This window comes from Cytobacillus sp. C11.1, assembly GCF_058145115.1.
In genome coordinates, this window is the sequence record NZ_CM176935.1 from 3,113,387 (window position 1) to 3,130,677 (window position 17,291).

Annotated in this window: 17 protein-coding genes; 9 read left to right on the plus strand and 8 right to left on the minus strand. The window is 37.1% G+C overall.

The window, feature by feature from the left end; genetic code table 11:
• The first annotated feature begins 47 nt into the window (after positions 1-47).
• The 5 genes from AC3ZVC_RS15505 to AC3ZVC_RS15525 all read left to right on the plus strand — a co-directional run bounded on the left by AC3ZVC_RS15505 (position 48) and on the right by AC3ZVC_RS15525 (position 5,231).
• Positions 48-245: a hypothetical protein gene (locus AC3ZVC_RS15505; protein WP_490064111.1), complete on the plus strand. Its 198-nt coding sequence runs from the start codon at positions 48-50 to the stop codon at positions 243-245.
• Complete coding sequence (locus AC3ZVC_RS15510; protein ID WP_490064112.1) at positions 221-1,087, plus strand: zinc-dependent alcohol dehydrogenase; 867 nt, start codon at positions 221-223, stop codon at positions 1,085-1,087. The genes AC3ZVC_RS15505 and AC3ZVC_RS15510 overlap by 25 nt, the downstream gene beginning before the upstream one ends.
• A 589-nt stretch (positions 1,088-1,676) precedes the next feature.
• On the plus strand, positions 1,677-3,236 hold the full coding sequence (locus AC3ZVC_RS15515; protein WP_490064113.1) for an AMP-binding protein: 1,560 nt from the start codon (positions 1,677-1,679) through the stop codon (positions 3,234-3,236).
• A gap of 7 nt (positions 3,237-3,243) precedes the next feature.
• Positions 3,244-4,041 (plus strand): enoyl-CoA hydratase, encoded by a 798-nt coding sequence (locus tag AC3ZVC_RS15520; RefSeq protein ID WP_490064114.1) that lies wholly within the window; start codon positions 3,244-3,246, stop codon positions 4,039-4,041.
• A gap of 272 nt (positions 4,042-4,313) precedes the next feature.
• Positions 4,314-5,231, plus strand: coding sequence for an NAD(P)H-dependent flavin oxidoreductase (locus AC3ZVC_RS15525; protein WP_490068941.1), 918 nt, complete (start codon positions 4,314-4,316; stop codon positions 5,229-5,231).
• 259 nt (positions 5,232-5,490) lie between these two features.
• Here the strand turns inward: AC3ZVC_RS15525 and AC3ZVC_RS15530 are convergent, their stop codons facing one another.
• From AC3ZVC_RS15530 to AC3ZVC_RS15540, 3 genes are all read right to left on the minus strand, one after another.
• Positions 5,491-5,682, minus strand: coding sequence for a hypothetical protein (locus AC3ZVC_RS15530; protein ID WP_009333869.1), 192 nt, complete (start codon positions 5,680-5,682; stop codon positions 5,491-5,493).
• Between the two features lie 5 nt (positions 5,683-5,687).
• Entirely contained in the window at positions 5,688-6,164 is a 477-nt protein-coding gene (locus tag AC3ZVC_RS15535) for a YaiI/YqxD family protein (protein ID WP_490064115.1), read from the minus strand.
• A gap of 153 nt (positions 6,165-6,317) precedes the next feature.
• Positions 6,318-6,533 carry a hypothetical protein gene (locus tag AC3ZVC_RS15540; protein ID WP_490064116.1) on the minus strand — a complete coding sequence of 72 codons (216 nt, stop codon included), beginning with the start codon at positions 6,531-6,533 and terminating at the stop codon, positions 6,318-6,320.
• A 138-nt stretch (positions 6,534-6,671) separates the two neighbouring features.
• Between AC3ZVC_RS15540 and AC3ZVC_RS15545 the strand changes: the two genes are divergently transcribed.
• The 4 genes from AC3ZVC_RS15545 (at position 6,672) to AC3ZVC_RS15560 (ending at position 10,847) form a co-directional block, all read left to right on the plus strand.
• The gene (locus AC3ZVC_RS15545; RefSeq protein ID WP_490064117.1) at positions 6,672-6,896 is read left to right on the plus strand and encodes a hypothetical protein; all 225 of its coding nucleotides are present in this window, start codon (positions 6,672-6,674) and stop codon (positions 6,894-6,896) included.
• 65 nt (positions 6,897-6,961) lie between these two features.
• Positions 6,962-8,329 carry a M20/M25/M40 family metallo-hydrolase gene (locus AC3ZVC_RS15550; RefSeq protein WP_490064118.1) on the plus strand — a complete coding sequence of 456 codons (1,368 nt, stop codon included), beginning with the start codon at positions 6,962-6,964 and terminating at the stop codon, positions 8,327-8,329.
• A gap of 115 nt (positions 8,330-8,444) precedes the next feature.
• Positions 8,445-9,908, plus strand: a complete 1,464-nt coding sequence (locus tag AC3ZVC_RS15555; RefSeq protein ID WP_490064119.1) for an ATP-binding protein — start codon at positions 8,445-8,447, stop codon at positions 9,906-9,908.
• On the plus strand, positions 9,909-10,847 hold the full coding sequence (locus tag AC3ZVC_RS15560; RefSeq protein ID WP_490064120.1) for an O-methyltransferase: 939 nt from the start codon (positions 9,909-9,911) through the stop codon (positions 10,845-10,847). It begins immediately after the preceding gene.
• A 22-nt stretch (positions 10,848-10,869) separates the two neighbouring features.
• Here AC3ZVC_RS15560 and AC3ZVC_RS15565 read toward each other — a convergent pair whose 3' ends face one another.
• Genes AC3ZVC_RS15565 through dndB form a run of 5 tightly spaced genes read right to left on the minus strand, consistent with a single transcriptional unit; the run spans position 10,870 to position 17,062 of the window.
• Entirely contained in the window at positions 10,870-11,988 is a 1,119-nt protein-coding gene (locus AC3ZVC_RS15565) for a cysteine desulfurase family protein (protein WP_490064121.1), read from the minus strand.
• 9 nt (positions 11,989-11,997) lie between these two features.
• Complete coding sequence (locus tag AC3ZVC_RS15570) at positions 11,998-12,369, minus strand: DndE family protein (RefSeq protein ID WP_490064122.1); 372 nt, start codon at positions 12,367-12,369, stop codon at positions 11,998-12,000.
• Entirely contained in the window at positions 12,366-14,351 is a 1,986-nt protein-coding gene (gene dndD / locus AC3ZVC_RS15575) for a DNA sulfur modification protein DndD (RefSeq protein WP_490064123.1), read from the minus strand. Before dndD ends, AC3ZVC_RS15570 begins: the two co-directional genes overlap by 4 nt.
• Positions 14,352-14,370: 19 nt before the next feature.
• Entirely contained in the window at positions 14,371-15,963 is a 1,593-nt protein-coding gene (dndC, locus tag AC3ZVC_RS15580) for a DNA phosphorothioation system sulfurtransferase DndC (protein ID WP_490064124.1), read from the minus strand.
• A gap of 1 nt (position 15,964) precedes the next feature.
• Positions 15,965-17,062, minus strand: a complete 1,098-nt coding sequence (gene dndB, locus AC3ZVC_RS15585) for a DNA sulfur modification protein DndB (protein WP_490064125.1) — start codon at positions 17,060-17,062, stop codon at positions 15,965-15,967.
• Between the last annotated feature and the right edge of the window lie 229 nt (positions 17,063-17,291).

Consider the following 17,291-nt stretch of genomic DNA (forward strand, 5'->3'; position numbering starts at 1 on the left):
TATTTTTGCTGTCATTCAAAAAATTGAATCTGTTATGGAGGCTATAATTGATGAAAGCCTTAATGAAACAGCAATCCGGGGTAGGGAATGTAAGTTTAGCAGAAGTGCCTGAGCCATCATGTGATGAAACTAGTGTGAAAATAAAAGTAGCCTATACAGGAATTTGCGGGACAGATCTTCATATTTATCATGACACCTTAAGAGCAGCCCGCCTGTCATTATGGGACACGAGTTTTCCGGGGTGATCTCTGAGGTCGGAAAAAGCACAAATGGATTCAAGGCTGGAGATCGAGTGACCGTCCTGCCCTCTAGTGCCGGGGTCTGTCAAAAGTGTTCAAACTGTAAAAAGGGATACTATATGCTATGTGCCGACAGAAAAGGCATGGGCTTAAGAATGAATGGAAGTTTTACAAAATATGCAGTGGTACCGGATGAGGTGGTCTACAAGATTCCTGAGCATTTGTCTCTTGAGGAAGCGGCTTTGACAGAACCATTAGCAGTAGCCGTTCACTCGATTGAAGAACTGACCTCTATTAATCTGGGAGATACGGTGCTTGTGTCCGGTCCTGGCCCAATTGGATTAGTCTGTACAGCCGTTTTAGCTGCAAAAGGCTGCAAAGTCATTGTGGCCGGAACGACGATTGATCAAAAACGGCTGGAAATCGCCAAACAAGTCGGTGCCTATAGGGCGGTGGACGTTCTAAAGGAAGATCTTATAGGCCTAATTGCAGAAGAAACTGGCTCAAAAGGAGCCGATGCGGCGATAGAATGTGCAGGCTCTGCGCCTTCGGTAGCGAATTGTTTGAATTCACTAAAGAAGAAGGGGAAACTTATTCAGGCCGGGATTGTGGGAAAAGAGATCATGGTAGATTATGATTTGATTCACTATAAAGAAATTTCCGTTTACGGTTCTCTTGGCCATACTCTTGCGACCTGGGACCGGGTGATGGAAATATTAAGCAGCGGGAAAGTCAGCTTAAAGCCGATTATTACCCATAAATTCCCGCTCAGCAGCTGGGAAGAAGCTTTTGAACTTTGTGAGCAAAAGCAGGCAGGTAAGGTGCTGCTTTATCATGAGAATGATTGAGAAAATGCTGTTGATCACGAACCTTGCCTTTCTAGCAGCAAGAACAACTTACATATAGAGCTTACTAGAGTCGAAAAACGATCGGCTCTTTTTTTCTTTTTGGTTCTTTTCGTATAGATTGTTGTTTTTGGATTATAAAGCTTGCCGTTGATTTCCGCTCCAGTCACTTGCTTTCCGCGGGGAGGAACGGGAGCCTCCTCGGCGTTTCACGCCTGCGGGGTCTCCCGCTCCCTCTCCTCCCGCAGGACATTGAATAAGCTTCCTCGAAAAAGCATCGCACGAAGAAAATGCGAATGCATTTTCGAGGATCAAGTGCCTTCCACTCCAATCAACTCAGTAATTAAAACTAGTTTGTAAGCAACAAACTTTGCGTAAACAGCCTTCTTTTTAAAGAACCTAGTTAGAACCGTTTTGATCGAAAAATAGAGAGAGTATCCTTTCATATCTGACTGGAAAGAAGTGAAAGTTTGGTGAGCATTTTTAAAAGTTCGTTATTTTGGCGTGTGCCTAGCAATATATTAAAGTATCGGAATAATAAGAAGTGGTTTTTTGCTATTTTATTTCAATATGTAATAAGGAGGAATATCAATTGGATGTTGGTTATATCACAAGAAGAATGGCAAACGATGTAAATCCAAAAAGTGCTGCAAAAATAGCCATCCAGGAAGAGGCGGGTAAATCATGGACGTATAAGGAACTTCAACTCATTTCGAACTCCTATGCAAATAAGCTTCGTGATATGGGTGTGCAAAAAGGAGATAGCGTCGGAATCCTTCTATACAATTGCCTTGAGTATATTGGTCTATACTTTGCGATTGCCAAAATTGGGGCAATTGCAGTTAGACTTAATTTTAGGCTTTCAAGTGATGAATTTGAATACGCATTAACCGATTCAAAAACGAAAGTATTGTGCTTTCATTCAAATCTGGCACATCAGCTGGAGGAGATACGCAATCAAGTTCCAGTTGAACGATACATTTGCCTTCCTAATAAAGATGAAAAGATTCCCGGCTGGTCGGAGGGATGGGAGCTATTAGAAACCGGCTCTGCAGATGAGGTTGAGGGAATCAGCGTTAGTATGAAAGATCCCGTTATGCTGATGTATACATCCGGTACAACAGGAAGACCTAAAGGAGCGATTTGGACACATGAAACGACTTTCTGGTTTTCGTCCATGCAGGCGCTAAGATGGAAGTTTACTGGTGAAGAAGTGGGGATGACAACAGGGCCCCTCTATCATGTGGCAGCATTGGAAGATATCGCATTGCCGATCATGCTGATGGGCGGCACACTTTTAATCACCAAAAGCAAAGGATTTAAGATTGAGAGAATTCTATCTGTTATTGAGAGCGAAAAGGTCACCGATTGCTTCCTATTTCCATTTATGATCTATGAAATGCTGAATTCAACTGAAATCGATCAGTATAAGCTTGAAAACTTAAATGTTATCTATACGGGTGGAGACCCCATCATGCCTTGGGGACTCCAGCAGCTCAAAAAGAAATTTCCGCATGTGAGGCTTGTACAAGTATACGGCCTGACAGAAGGAACGCCGATCGCGGCTTCGCTTGACCACGAGGACGTTTTTGAAAAAAGCCATACAGTTGGTAAGCCATCACCGCTGACCGAAATTAAAATCATTGATGACTCCGGAAAGCCTCTCCCTGTAGGGACAGTGGGCGAGATCGCGATCAAAAGTCCAGCCGTATCCTCCGGTTACTGGGGAAAGCCAAGGGAAACAAAGGCAACATTTGTGGATGGCTGGTGCAAAACCGGTGATTTAGGGAAATTCGATGAGGAAGGATTTCTGACCATTGCGGGCCGAAAGAAAGATATGATCCGAAGCGGCGGTGAGAATATCTATGCTGCTGAAATTGAGGATGTACTTTTCCGGCATGAGGCAATAAAGGAAGTATCCATTATTGGCATTCCTGACCCCAAATTTATTGAAGCGGTATGCGCTGTTATTGTCAAAAAGGAGGGCAAGCAGCTTACGGAAGAGGAAGTAATTGAATACTGCAAAAAACATCTTGCAGGCTACAAAAAACCAAAGAAGGTTATTTTTGTGGACGAATTACCGCGGACTCCTTCCGGTAAAGTACAAAAATTCATTCTGCGAAACGAATATAAAGGTGTGAATAATGGATAGGGAGGAAATGATTTTGCGGACGGTACAAGCTGTTTCATGGTCAAATCAGGATGGCATTGCAACGCTTATCATTAATAATCCGCCTGTTAATGTCCTTAGTGAAGGTGTTGTTGAACAATTATCCATTGCTGCGGAAGAAATTAGAAAGGACCCTGAGGTTAAGGTTGTGATTCTTACGGGGGCAGGCGAAAAGGCCTTTATGGCTGGAGGGGATATTAAAAGCTTTCCTGATTGGATTGGAAAAGGGGCAGAGGAAGCCAAGCAAAAATCCCTTTGGCTTCAGGAGCCGCTTAATAAACTTGAGAGGCTCCCGCAGCCGACCATTGCTGCGATCAATGGTTTAGCTTTAGGGGGAGGGTGCGAACTGGCCTTAAGCTGTGACATTCGAATTGCTGAGGAACAGGTTAAAATCGGCCTTCCCGAAATAAAATTAGGATTGTTTCCAGGTGCGGGCGGAACACAGCGGCTTCCGCGGCTAGTGGGGAAAGCACGGGCAAAAGAAATTATCTTTACCGGTGAACCTCTGACGGCGGAGGAAGCCTGTCAAATTGGCCTTGTGAACCATATTGCTCCAAGAGGGAGGTCCTTGGAGAAAGCGATGGAGCTGGCGAAAAAGATTAACCAATTTTCATTGCCTGCGCTATCTTATGCGAAGCAAGCGATCGATGAAGGGTATGAGCAAGAGCTGGAAAAAGGTCTGGTAACAGAAGCCGAATATTTTGGCTATGTCTTTCAGACAAAGGATGTAAAAGAAGGGGTTGAAGCCTTTATCCAAAAGCGGCCGGCTAACTTTATGGATAAATAGCGGATAGAGAAGTTTGAAAATTAAAACATTTAGAGAGTTTAAAGAGGTATGGATAGTGCTTTACAAAGGTTATAGAACCTCCTTGATTCCCTCGTGCTTCGTATTTCGGGGTTATCTTTCGCGACCACCGTTTTTTTAAGTTCTGGGTCATCCTATTCGATGATTGATGCTCGTATGCGTACCGAACAATAGATTACTATTCTAGGAGTGAAGTTGTGAATCAAAGTCGTGCTATTGTAGAACAAACCGCTTTACCTGTCATTATTGCCCCGATGTTCTTAGTATCAAGTCCTAAAATGGTCGTTGAAGGCTGCAAAAATGGCGTCATTGGATCTTTTCCATTATTGAATGCACGAACTGCTGATATAGTAGAAAACTGGATGGCTGAGATTACAAACGAGCTTCAGCAGGCACAGGATGCTGAGCCGAGTAAAAAGATTGCTCCATGGGCCGTCAATTTTATCGCCCATCGTTCCAATAAAAGGTACGAAGCGGATCTGGAGTTAATTAAAAAATATCAACCACCAATTGTTATTACGTCATTAGGTGATCCAAGCCCTGTCGTCAAAATTGTACATGAATACAATGGGCTGGTATTTTCAGACGTTATTAATCTCTTTTATGCAAGAAAGGCAGCACAGAAAGGAGTCGATGGACTCATACTCGTCTGCAATGGTGCAGGAGGACATGCAGGAACGCTTAATCCGTTCGCCTTTTTAAGTGCCGTTAAAGAATTTTTTGATGGAATAACGATTCTAGCAGGAAGCATCTCCAATGGACATGATCTCCTTGCCGCAGAAGCTCTTGGTGCAGACTTTGTCTATATGGGGACAAGATTTATTGCGGCTGCTGAAAGTTTCGCTAATGAGCATTATCAGAAAATGCTGATTGATTCATCTATGGAAGACCTTATTTACACGGATGCTTTTAGCGGGATAAATGCAAATTATCTTATTCCGAGTATTCGAGCGGCCGGGTTGGATCCGAATCAGTTAACAAAGAAAGAAGAAGTTGACTTTTCCAAAATGAACGAAACAGAAGCTAGAGCCTGGAAGGATATTCTCTCAGCCGGACAAGGCGTTCATAGTGTCAAGAAGGTGCAGACAACGGCTGAAATCGTACAAGAGCTTCAGGAGTCTTATGAAAAAGCTGTCGCTAATATACTGAAGAAACGTTCAGGTAATAAGTAAAGAAAGGGCCTGACCCCGGTTACATTAATACGTTAATTAAAGAGGGGACAGGCCTCCCCTTCATATTCTTTCGTATTTTACAGTGGAATTAGTCGTTATGGTTTTCCCATTGCGCACGATTCTGGAGTTTCATTTGCTATTGAATAGTATGGTTGTACAGCGCAGCAACCCACTTCATATGTTTGTCATTACTTAATCCACTAATAACCACCCAACATTTATAACAGAGTTTTTAGTAGTATAAATAAGATATAAGAGTCTACTTTTTGGGCTGATCAAGTGCTTGGTAAGCTACCTGATACTTTCCTCCATCCGTAACTTCTGAATGGTACAAGGCCTTGAGGGCATTGTTTTTTTCAAGACCATGCTCAGCCTTCAGTTCTTTAAAGCGTGTATGCAGTTCTTTATTTTCCTTAATTAGTTGTTGCATTTGCGATTTTAAATACTTCAAAATATTTATCTCCTTTCTGAATCTCTGAGTTTAGCCTGATTTTTAATAGAAATAACCTTTCTAAAAAGATCCCTAAATTGCTCCCGGTCTTCTGCTGTAAAAGGCTTTGGTCCCTTTGTTCGCTGTCCGCTTTTTCTAGCCATTGCACTTAAATAACGTGTTTGTAATAATTGGTCAATATTTTCATTTGTATATCTAAATCCTTTATGGTGGAGTACGATAATTCCTTTTGCTAAACCTAGTGACGCAAGACCATAATCTTGCGTCACGATAATATCTCCTTTTTCCACTAACTTCACAATCCGATAATCTGCAGCTTCTGCTCCAGAATCAACATAAATGATTTTCACTCCGGATGGCTGTTTTGCATTAGAAAAATGAGAAAAGCTTGTAACAAGGATAACCGGAATTTCAAAATTCCTTGCTTCAGAAATAATAATATCTTTCACCGGACAAGCATCTGCATCCACATAAATTTTCATCTTTCCCCTCCTGTTAAGAAGTTCGACTTAATTTAACTTAACCTTTTCAAAGGGCCTGGTGACTTTTTTTAAAAATAATCAAGAGTTCTTCCTTTTGCTTTATTTTTCTTTCCTCATATTATACTTTATAGAATTGTGTTGGCAAATGGTGGTTCAATTGCCCACAAAATAGGTTGCTAAATCATCTGCTTTTATTAAATAAAACTCATCTGTGCCCTCAATATCCATAGTATACTGATTATTTTTAGCAAGGCAGAGGGTCCCGTCTCCGTCAATGTAGCCCATGATAAAATCTGTATAAAACTTTCTATCTAGATTTTCTGGAAATGTAATTTTATGAGTTTTCTTTGGAACAACTTCAAATCTCATTAAATCTTTTGCTAATTCTGAGTAGAAAGGGCCTGACCCCGGCTACGTTAATACGTTATTTAGTGAGGGGACAGGCCCCTTTTCCTTAGGCATTTTCTGCTGTCCTCCAATGAAGAAAATCCACCCACTAGAATGAAGATGAAAGACTTTTTTGGAAAAACCGGAACTGACGGAGAAATTAAGAAGAATACCTTCATTAAATCAATAGAACGTCTTAGAGCTCGTATGAAAACATTAAATATGCCAGACATTATCGATGTTAAACAATACAGGGGAGAAACAGCTTATTATTTCAACGAAACGGTTCAATATATTGTTCTGTTCAGAGTTGATGACGCTTTTGCGAATGACTATGTAAGCTGATGACAGGGCTGTCATCGCTTTTTTGTGATAATAAAGCTACATTCACGAAAGGGAGATGATGTTAAATGAAAAGCTGGAATACATTATTCATTCGTCAAGGATATGCTGTGAGGGAGTACTCGGAAAATGAGTTTGATCTCTTTCATGAAACCGAAGAAAATATAGAGGTTTTAATGGAGTGCCTTCAAAAAGCAGGTGCAAACTTCACACGTCAGCATTTTTTTCTTACTATTCACTCTGAGCCTGTTACTGAAAAGGAGTGGCTCGCAGCTGCTGATTTTCCTCACAGAGGGTATGGCGAAGGGCTTTGGTTCCATGCTGAAAAGGAAGAGCCGAAAATCAGGGAATTGGATCTATATATCAGCGGCTTGGTCCGTCAATTAAATCGTCTAGAATTATTTACTTTGGGATGCTGCGACGGCCATGGAAAAAAATATGCTTCCATCCAATTTCGCCCTGGTGTATCTATGGATAAAGCGGCAAAACTTTTCAGCATCATTTCTGATAAAAAAGTCAGAGTAAGAAACCAGCGTTTGACACTGCCACATTCCAGAGAGGAACTTTTAGAATTAGCTGAAAAAGCTTTGAAAATAGATGCAGACGCCCTGGAATTGGAAACGGAAAAAATCGAAAAGCAGCTGTTTTTTCACCAGCTGGAGGAACTCCTAAACATCAGCGGAGAAAGCGGAAACGAGGGCAAAATCCGCAAGCATGCAGAAAAGGTTCTTGCTCCTCTAGTAGATCATCTAACCTTTGACAGCAAAGGCAACATCCTGGCTCAAAAACGCTATCGAGGCGGCAATGGACCGACTATTCTATTAAATGCCCATTTAGATACTGTAGTGCCGATTGATCCAGGCAGAATCATATTAAAAGAAAAAAACATCTGGACCAGCAGCTCTTGCATTCTTGGTGCAGATGACCGTGCGGGTGTGGCTGTATTGCTGCAAATGGCTAAAAACTTGGAAAGTAGCAGATTCAGCGGTACTGTAAAATTTATCTTAACCGTTGAAGAAGAAATAGGACTAGTGGGAGCTCAGCATGTTGATGAATACTTCCTCTGGGACGTAGATGCTGCGGTTGTCCTTGATCGCCGCGGCACTGGTGATATCGTAGTCTCATGTGGTGGCTTCATTCCGTTCTGCGATGAAAAATATGGCCAGTTTATTGAGTCTACAGCAAAAGACGCAGGTTTGACAAAATGGAAATGCACGAATGGCGGAAGCAGTGACACCAGGATTTGGGCTTCACATGGGATTCAGAGTGTTAATTTATCTGTAGGGTATTTTAATGAGCATACTAGTGATGAGAAGCTGGATGTGGAGGCTTGTTATAACACGGTCAAGCTGGTGGAGGCGGTTTTTGAGAGGGCACGGGAGCTGAGGAGAGCTTTGACAGGAAGGGACAGAAAAAAATTGCATTTTGCTAACTAATTATTGATTTCTCTAAACTAGGAAATTAGAGGACGGTTCGTATGTTTATACTCTGAAAGAGAAACATGCGAACCGTCCCTGTGTTTCCTCAAGAAGAAAACCTTGGTTAAATCGATTGAAAGGCAGATTTGAATGTGAAATAGTGGTCTTATTATTAAATTATAAAAAATTGGTATTATATTCAATAAAAACAAGATTATGCTATAATGTTTTGGGTATAATATTTTTTTATTATTTTAAAAAAAGGGGAATTAAAATGGAAAGCAGCTTTGTAAATGCTAATCCAACTAAGAGCTTTTTTATCTCTATGCTTGTTAAAGATATTACTCTAATTGATGCAATAGCAGATTTAGTTGACAATAGCATTGACGGTGCAATTAAGGTTAAAGGAGACCAGAAAGATTACTCAGGTTTGTATGTGCATTTAACATTAAATAAAGATGGATTTTCAATAGTTGATAATTGTGGAGGATTTTCAGCTGAAGTTGCAGCAAATTATGCATTTAGATTTGGAAGGCCCGAAAAGGCAAAAAACGAAGTAAGCAAATCTATTGGTAGATTTGGGGTTGGAATGAAAAGAGCTCTATTTAAAATAGGTGAATTTATATCAGTTACTAGTATTTGTGAGGAATCTGAATTTACTATTGAAATTGATGTAAATGAATGGAAAAAAGATGTTGGAAATGATTGGCAATTTGCATTTAAAGAAATACTAGATGAACCTTCTAAAAGTGAATATGGTACTGCAATAAAAGTAACAAACATTCATAAGGATGTTTCGGAGCAATTTGATAACCCGGTCTTCATAGATATGTTAAAGAAAGAGTTAAAATCTTCTCATGAAAAGATGTTAGAAAGAGGTTTGAAAATTGTCATAAACGATGATGAATTGGAATTTGAGCCGTCTACATTCCTAATCTCTGAGTCAATAAAGCCAGCATATAAACATGTAGAACTTCCAAATGGTGTAAAAGTAGATATTTATGCTGGAATTAGTGAAAAGGGAAAACCTAAAAAGGCAGGCTGGTATATTTATTGTAACGATAGGCGAATTGTTGAAGCAAATAAAACAATGCTTACGGGATGGTCTGATGAGCTGCCCATGTTTCATAATAGGTTTGCAAGGTTTCGTGGGTATGTCTTTTTTAACTCGACTGATACAACCTTACTACCTTGGAACACAACTAAAAGTGGTATTGATCAGGATTCACTTATATTTAGGGGAATTAGATTAGAAATGATAAAGATGAGTAGTCCAGTAATAAGCTTCTTAAATGACTTAATAAAGGAAAATGTCGAAGACGATAATGAGGAAGACCTTACTGATGTTTCGTTAAATGATCAGGTAAATAATGCAGAAATAGAAAATATCTCAAATTTAAACATAGAAGGTTTAAATTCAAGGTTTCAAGGGCCAAGACTAAAACGAGTTAAGAAACCAACTGATAATCAAAAAATACAATATTCCAAACCTGTTTCTGAAATTGAGCAAGTTAAGGAATTATTGAAGGTTGATACTCTAAAGGAGGTTGGAGAAAAAACCTTTGAATATTTTTATAAGCTGGAGGTTGAAGATTAATTGAGTAAAAAAAAGAGTTACGAAAATATTAATTACAATCTAAGGCCTGCAAAGTCTATAGAAAGAAAAATGTTATGTGATGCATTTAGAAGGTTAAACGAATTCACTTTAACTGAAAAATACAAATATGTTGGTTTTGGATCAACATTTTTTAGCGATTTTGTATTATTACACAGGGCACTTGGAATAAGAAAAATGATTAGTGTTGAACATGATATTGATAATGAAGAAAGGTTTAGATTTAATGTACCTTTTAATTGTATTGAATGGATACCTGGTACATCAAATGAAGTTTTACCTGATTTAGATTGGGAAGAGGAATCCATTGTTTGGTTAGATTATGATGATAGTTTTAATAAAGACATGATACAAGATATAAAGACCTTGAGTGCAAATCTTATATCGGGTTCTATGTTAATTATTTCGTGTAATGTTCATTATAAACATGGCGAGCGTATTAATTCCATGAAAAGGAACCTAGAAGATAAAATGCCTGAACATTTAAGAGAAGAAGACTTAGATGGATGGAATGTAGCGAAGGAAACAAGAAATATAATTCTAGCTGAAATTAAGGACACTCTATTGGAGAGAAACGCTTTAAAAGAAGATCTGGAAAAAATAGAATTTAAACAGCTATTTAATTTTTGTTACAAAGATGGTGCAAAAATGCTAACGTTTGGGGGATTATTTTGTAAAAAGTCTGATCAAGACAAATTCGAAAAATGCGATTATGATAATCTTCAGTTTATAAAGAAATCTGAGGAGCATTTTTTAATTGATGTGCCCAGCCTTACTTATAAAGAAATAAGAGCGTTAGATACTCAGTTGCCATGTTCAGATACAACAACATTAAAATTACCTGGTGTAAAAGCAAAAGATATTGAAAAGTATGCCGGTTTTTATAGGTATTTTCCTAATTTTGCAGAAACAGAAATATAATACAGGAAGGGGGAGACCCTTCCTATAATTTTAAGAAAATCTCAAGTTCTTCTTTCTCAATAAAACTTGACATCGAAAACCTGATTGTTGACCTAACTTGGTCAATTGTTAACCCTATAGCAGCAAGAACATGGGATGGCTTACTAGAGCTGCATGCAGAACCAGTAGACGCAGCAATAATAGGAGCAAGGTTTTTTACTAATAGCTCATTATTAACACCTTTAAATTGAACACTAACGATGCCAGGAATCTTTGCTTTGTTGTCACTATTTATATGAATCTGGTTATTGAACTTTTCTTTTAATAACCCGATAAGATGACCCTCTAATTCTTCCAGATTATTTATGTTTTTAGCCAGATTTTTTTTTGCAATCTCCGAAGCTTTCCCCAAGCCAATTATATTATGAACAGCCAACGTCCCGCTTCTAATACCATTTTCTTGTCCACCGCCATGAAGAAGGGGAGTTATCTTGGTTGGAAGTTCATATTCATCATTTTTAATAAATGCAGCACCGATTCCTTTAGGACCATGAAACTTATGTGCTGAACATGATAAAAATGTAATACCTGGGTAATTGAACAAGTCCATTTCAATTTTACTCACAACTTGGGTAGCATCTGTGTGAAGGAAAACATTATTCTCAAGACAAATATTAGAAATTGCAGCCATATCATTCAATGAGCCTAACTCATTATTGCCCCAAATAACTGATACTAAAATGGTCTTTTCGGTTATTTGTTTCTGTAAGTCCGCAGGGTCAATTCTTCCAAATCGATCAACATCCAGGTAGGTAACATCATATCCTTTAGTTTCAAGATACTGGCATGTTTCTAATACAGATGGATGTTCAACCTTAGTTGTTATAATATGGTTTCCTTTTTCTGAATAATGGTCAGCGACACCTTTAATAATCATATTATTGCTTTCAGTAGATCCACTTGTGAATACAACTTCATTTTCCTTACATCCTAATAAGGAAGCAAGTGCATTTCTTGCTTCTTTAACTGCTCTTTTTGCATTTTCTGCAGGAGCATAATATTTACTGGATGGATTGCCATACTCCTCCATTAAGTAGGGGAGCATGGCATCTTTCACTTCAGGATGTAATTGTGTAGTTGCGCTATTGTCTAAATACAACATTTATATCACCTAATTTTCCATTTTCAAAAGGTTTAAGAGAAGTTTCTCATAGTTTCCTGCATGTTTGTACTCATTATTGAGTAGTTCAATTCCTCTTTCCAAATGGGCATTGAAAAGGTCAGGGAAAAATTCTTCGTCCGAAATATTTCGCTTAGCGTGTTGTCTAATTAATGCCTTATAAATATAATCATTTTCTCCGGTCATTGCATTTCGATGTATATCTACTCCTGATTTATTCTCAACAAGTTCAGGCATAGCAGGGATATTTAAGGATAATGAAACTGCAATACGAGATAAAATGTTCCAAGTTAGACCAGTAGCACCTTGAAGGGCCACTAACCGTTCACCAGTTTGTTTTGATGTCTTCAATCGGAAATTCATATGCTCAACTCCATTTGTTTAAAAGGAAAATACTGATTCAATATACGAGTTTCTTTCTTTTCAACATTAAAGTCCAGCATATATTCCTTAGCAATATGCTGCCTCAAAATATCATAATGTTCTTGATCAATTTCTGTGTCAGTTGAAAGAATAATAGCTTGTTTCCCACAATTTGGAATGAATTCTTTCAGAACGGCAGCTTTATGTGTTTTATCTAATCGACCAAGTAATGTATCAAAGATAAAAGGAACTTTTCGGCCAGAACATTTAAATATTGCCCATATGATTGATATAAGCAGAATTTCTTTTTCACCTGCTGATAAGGTGGTCTTCTCAATATAGTCCTTTTGTGAATCGACTAATTTAACATCATAGGTTTCAGAATCTATGATAATAGAAGAGACATAATTGTGCTTTCTAAATATTTTTTTTAGCATAACGGATGCTTCGATTTGAACTTGCTGCAATTTTTTCTTCAATTGAATCTCACGGAATCGACGGCTTAAAGCAATAATTTTCTGTGACTCAAGGAAAGAACTCTTTGTCTTATCATCATCACGCAATGTATTCTGGATTTTATCAATGCCTGAAAGGATTCCTTCCAGATCATTTTTCCAATCATAAATTTGAGCTTCGGTCTTTGATAATTCATCTTCTAAATTTAACAAGTTTTGTTGAGCTTTTTCCATTCTTTGGAGCATATCAGCAAACTCATTAGTATCATCATTTGTTCTTAACTTTTCCCTTAGCTCTTGTAATTCATATAGTTTCGTTTTATTTTCTTCAATAATCATAATACATTCTTTGTCTGCATCACTCATGATCTTTAAGTGTATATTTTCAATTAAACTGCTTTCTGAAAAAGATGCTCCATGAATAGTTGAGATGGACTTTTCAGGCTTCATTAAATCCAGTAATTGTTCTTTGACTTTCTTGCTCTCTGAACTATTTATAGATTTGCTGACGGAATGTAATATATTCTGGATTTTGTCATCTGTTAGCTTCTCACCTAGTTGCTTATAAAGTTGTAAAGCTTCCTCATTCTGAATTTGTTCTCTACTTTCATTTAGAAGTCCTTTGGTTAAATAGAAGGGGAGAAGGTTTGAGACAAAACCTCTTATAGATTCCAAATTCTGTTTACGTATTATGTCGATTTGGTTCATATCTTTTATGATCTTTTCTCGTTCACTTTTAACTAATCCGCCAAATTTTTCAAAATCATGTTTATCTCGGTTATATTCATCTAATAGTACTGATTTTTGTGATTTTAAGTCATCTAAATTAGTTAGGGAAGTAGCAATTTTCCCTCTAAGGTCTTTTTCACGACTATTTAACTCAAAAAGTTCCTGTTCCAATGATTCCATTTTTTTGCCGTCTAAAGATTGGTTAGAATAGTATTCAAGATCTTCCTCTAAGGTTTCAAATAAGTCAAGATTGAACACAACCCGCGAGAGGTTTTTTAGGTAGTCAGACAGGAGGTCTTCATTAACAATTCTTGCAATTTCTTCACCATCAAATAGACATAAATCCAATAACTGTGGTGGCATAATTTCTTTTAGTTTTGACTGGAAAAGTTCCTTTTCGTAATCTGTAAAATGTTTGCCATTAGCAACAAGTTCAAAAGTTTCTTTTAAACTTTTGTTTGTGAATTTCCAATAACGGTAAAGTACATAATTAACTTTTTCAAAATCATCAATAAGAGAAAAATCTAATTTAATTCTAAAGTTATTTTCTCCAATCTTTTTTGCATTATGATTTAAAATACTTTGAACTCTTTTATAATACTCTGCGCTTTCTGTTTTAAATCCATATCCATATGAACCGAATAAACCCAGTTTAATAGCGTTAAGCAAAGTAGTTTTACCAGCGCCATTTTCACCGCCAATGAGCACAACATTCTTTTCGTTTTCCGGACTGAAATCAAAGGAATTAGTTCCTCTATAAGCTCCAATATTGGTTAACTGAATCTGATTAATAATCATCTTAAAACCTCAATTTCATCTATAAGTGTAAATAATCTTGCTTAAGAGCCTTTCCGATTTCGTTTATAAGCCCTCTTCTCACTTTATATCCAGAGAATTCTTTTTCTATTGATATAAGTTTCTTGAGCACCTTAATATCTACTTTAAATTGATCAGCCAGTAGTTCAAGATCGGATATTTGTTCATTATCAAAGAGTGGACGGTCATCTATTTCCCAATCAATCGGTTGGTCCATAATTTCCTCATAAATTGTTGGGATTGGGTCTTCCCATTCACCATTTTTAAACCATATTTTTCTTATAGCTTTAAGTTCATCTATACTAATTAGTTCGTAATAAGGATCTTCTGGGTGCTTTAAGTCTTTTTGGACTTTAAGGAGTCTTACTAAAATTTCTTTTCGTGCTTCCATTGTATAAGGTCCTAAACCTAATTGAGCATATTTGAGTACTTTCTCTCCGTCTAGCATTTCTTCCTCATAGGTAACCAAAATCATTTGATCTTCTGGAGCGCTAAGATCAACATTATTAGATTCTATATAACTTTTAAGCTTTTCTTTTTCCATAACAGTGTATTGGTCTAATGGAATTTGCTGTTTAGGTCTTCCAGACTTTTTAGGTATCATGACATGAGGGACGCCATCAATATCTTCAATCCTAACTTCTTTATAATAGATTTGTCCGTTCATTCTATATTTCATTCTTTTTTCTCGATCATCTCTAATACTCGATAGCCAATTTCGAAAATCAAGTAAAGGTCTCATCCAATCATGTCCGCTTTGAATAAAGCCACTTAGAGCTTTATCTTCATTAACAACTGTACAAACCCAGCAGCCAAAACGGCTGTTCCCACACGAGCCAGCACTTTCTTTTACTGATTTATCAACTACAAGTGGACATTCTCCGCTATTCGAATCCTGGTAAAGTCGGTGTAACTCATGATTATCGTCTCCCCAAGGAGAAGGGTGGTTTAATAAGTAGTCCCAAACATCATCTAGCGTAAAACTTCTTATTGGAGCGTAAACATATGCATTTGAAAGAGTCGAGTGTCGCATAAATGTTTTACCTTCTACAGTATGAGATCGGATTACGTTTCCGCGAGTGGCACTTTCGTCTTCACGCACCCCTAATACCATAATAACTTCTCCAAAGGATGAGACTTTGTCCATTATGAACTGGTTAGCAGGATCAATCTTTAAACGATCTGTACACCATCTGAATTGCTGATTAGGAGATGGGTATCCTTTTCCGATAATATTAACCCAAAATGATTGCTTGATAACTGGCTTTACTTTATGAGTTTCAATTGGCAAATCTCTTGTAAGTGCCTCATCTTGAATTCTCCTTAGAGTTTGATTAATTGAATTAATAATTAATGGAGTTTCAACTAAGGTGTCTGATGAGATTACATAAACTTTTTTATGCAATTCTTCTTTGTCCATCTCTGACAGAGCCTCAAACACTAGTTGTACTACTACTGTTGAATCCTTTCCACCGCTATATCCAACTACCCAGGGACGGTTATCTTCTTTATATGCTTTTTTTATATGCTCTTTAGCTTCATCTACATAAGGCATATTTTTTGATAGTAAATTACTGATGATGCCGTTTGTCATATCAAACTACTCCTTGAAAGAATTTATCTTCTAATGTTTGTTCTGCCTCAGTTAATGGAAGGCCTATTAATTGTTTAATTTTATTTGAGGTTAATTGAATTGTATAATTTGTTTTCTGAATTCTGCCGTTTTGGTTATAAGCTCTACCTAACCATTCTGAAGTGTTGCTTCTATTCCAATCAACTTTCTTAAGTTTCTTTATATATTTTTTCCAGTCGTTTTCGTTGTATTTAATAAGATAATTGCCAACTAGTCCCATCGCTTCAATAAATACTCCATGTCCAACAATGTAATTAGCTCTTAGGTCTCTTGGTGTTAATTCCTTTTGAAAGACCAAGTTCCATTCTACAATAGAATCAGTTAAAACTGACCAAAATTGCTTAAGAAATTGTTCTTCTGTTTGGGTAATTTCATCACCCTTAGTTTTCCCTAGTAATTTTAAATTTGTATTAAAAATATGATTTAATGCCATGATTTTGGGAGAGTTTTTCGATAGTGAAACTCTCTCTTTATCTGTATATCTATTAAGTAAAGGGATCGTAGTAATCAAATCTTTGGTAATTAAGGCAAGACGATCACGATGGTCATATAGAATTCCAATTGAAGAGGTTGTATTCACTGCATGTCTATTAAGATCTGAAAAAATTTGCTGAGACTTCCGTAATCCTTCATCATGATAGAAAACGACTGAAATTGTTTCATTTCCTAACTCTGGAGAAATTTTTAAAGCTTCTTCAATTGCTGCTCTTCGATGCTGTCCATCATTTATTAGGAATCTGGCATCTAAGGAAATTCTTAATTGACCAAGATCATTTAAAGAAGAGTCGTTGTTAAAAGGAATAAATTTTATGTCACCATCAATTGAAGCAGTAATAGAAGAGAAAACATAATCCTTTTGGTTTTCAACTATGTAATTGGTCATTTCAGGAATACGTGCTTTATTTAAAATTCTTTGTGACCGATGTTCTGGTGGAATTTCTTCTTCGTCAAACAGAAATATTTTTGGAATAATTCTTAATGGGCACATAGCAACAAAATATTCTTTATCTGCCTGTATACCTCTAATAGCAGGGAAATTATAACTAAAAGTAGCATCCATTTTCATTCCTCCTCATTACGTACGTAATGTTATAAAAATATTATAAACTTAGTTATTTCTATTTACAATAAAAATGCGAACTTTTATTCGGCTTTTCTAATCTGTAAATTAATTGTAAGTAAGGTGGTTACCTTGCTTAAAAATTGGCAGGGGAGTGTGATATGATGAAGTTAGTAAAAGATTAAGCATTCGGAGATGATTTTAGAATGAATACCACAGAGATTTATTT

Bases quoted from the DNA above. Each gene is read 5' to 3' on its own strand.
- AC3ZVC_RS15510 (WP_490064112.1), top strand. From the start codon at position 221: ATGGGACACGAGTTTTCCGGGGTGATCTCTGAGGTCGGAAAAAGCACA.
- AC3ZVC_RS15520 (WP_490064114.1), top strand. From the start codon at position 3,244: ATGATTTTGCGGACGGTACAAGCTGTTTCATGGTCAAATCAGGATGGC.
- AC3ZVC_RS15525 (WP_490068941.1), top strand. From the start codon at position 4,314: ATGTTCTTAGTATCAAGTCCTAAAATGGTCGTTGAAGGCTGCAAAAAT.
- AC3ZVC_RS15535 (WP_490064115.1), bottom strand. From the start codon at position 6,164: ATGAAAATTTATGTGGATGCAGATGCTTGTCCGGTGAAAGATATTATT.
- AC3ZVC_RS15540 (WP_490064116.1), bottom strand. From the start codon at position 6,533: ATGAGATTTGAAGTTGTTCCAAAGAAAACTCATAAAATTACATTTCCA.
- AC3ZVC_RS15545 (WP_490064117.1), top strand. From the start codon at position 6,672: ATGAAAGACTTTTTTGGAAAAACCGGAACTGACGGAGAAATTAAGAAG.
- AC3ZVC_RS15550 (WP_490064118.1), top strand. From the start codon at position 6,962: ATGAAAAGCTGGAATACATTATTCATTCGTCAAGGATATGCTGTGAGG.
- AC3ZVC_RS15565 (WP_490064121.1), bottom strand. From the start codon at position 11,988: ATGTTGTATTTAGACAATAGCGCAACTACACAATTACATCCTGAAGTG.
- AC3ZVC_RS15570 (WP_490064122.1), bottom strand. From the start codon at position 12,369: ATGAATTTCCGATTGAAGACATCAAAACAAACTGGTGAACGGTTAGTG.
- dndD (WP_490064123.1), bottom strand. From the start codon at position 14,351: ATGATTATTAATCAGATTCAGTTAACCAATATTGGAGCTTATAGAGGA.
- dndC (WP_490064124.1), bottom strand. From the start codon at position 15,963: ATGACAAACGGCATCATCAGTAATTTACTATCAAAAAATATGCCTTAT.
- dndB (WP_490064125.1), bottom strand. From the start codon at position 17,062: ATGGATGCTACTTTTAGTTATAATTTCCCTGCTATTAGAGGTATACAG.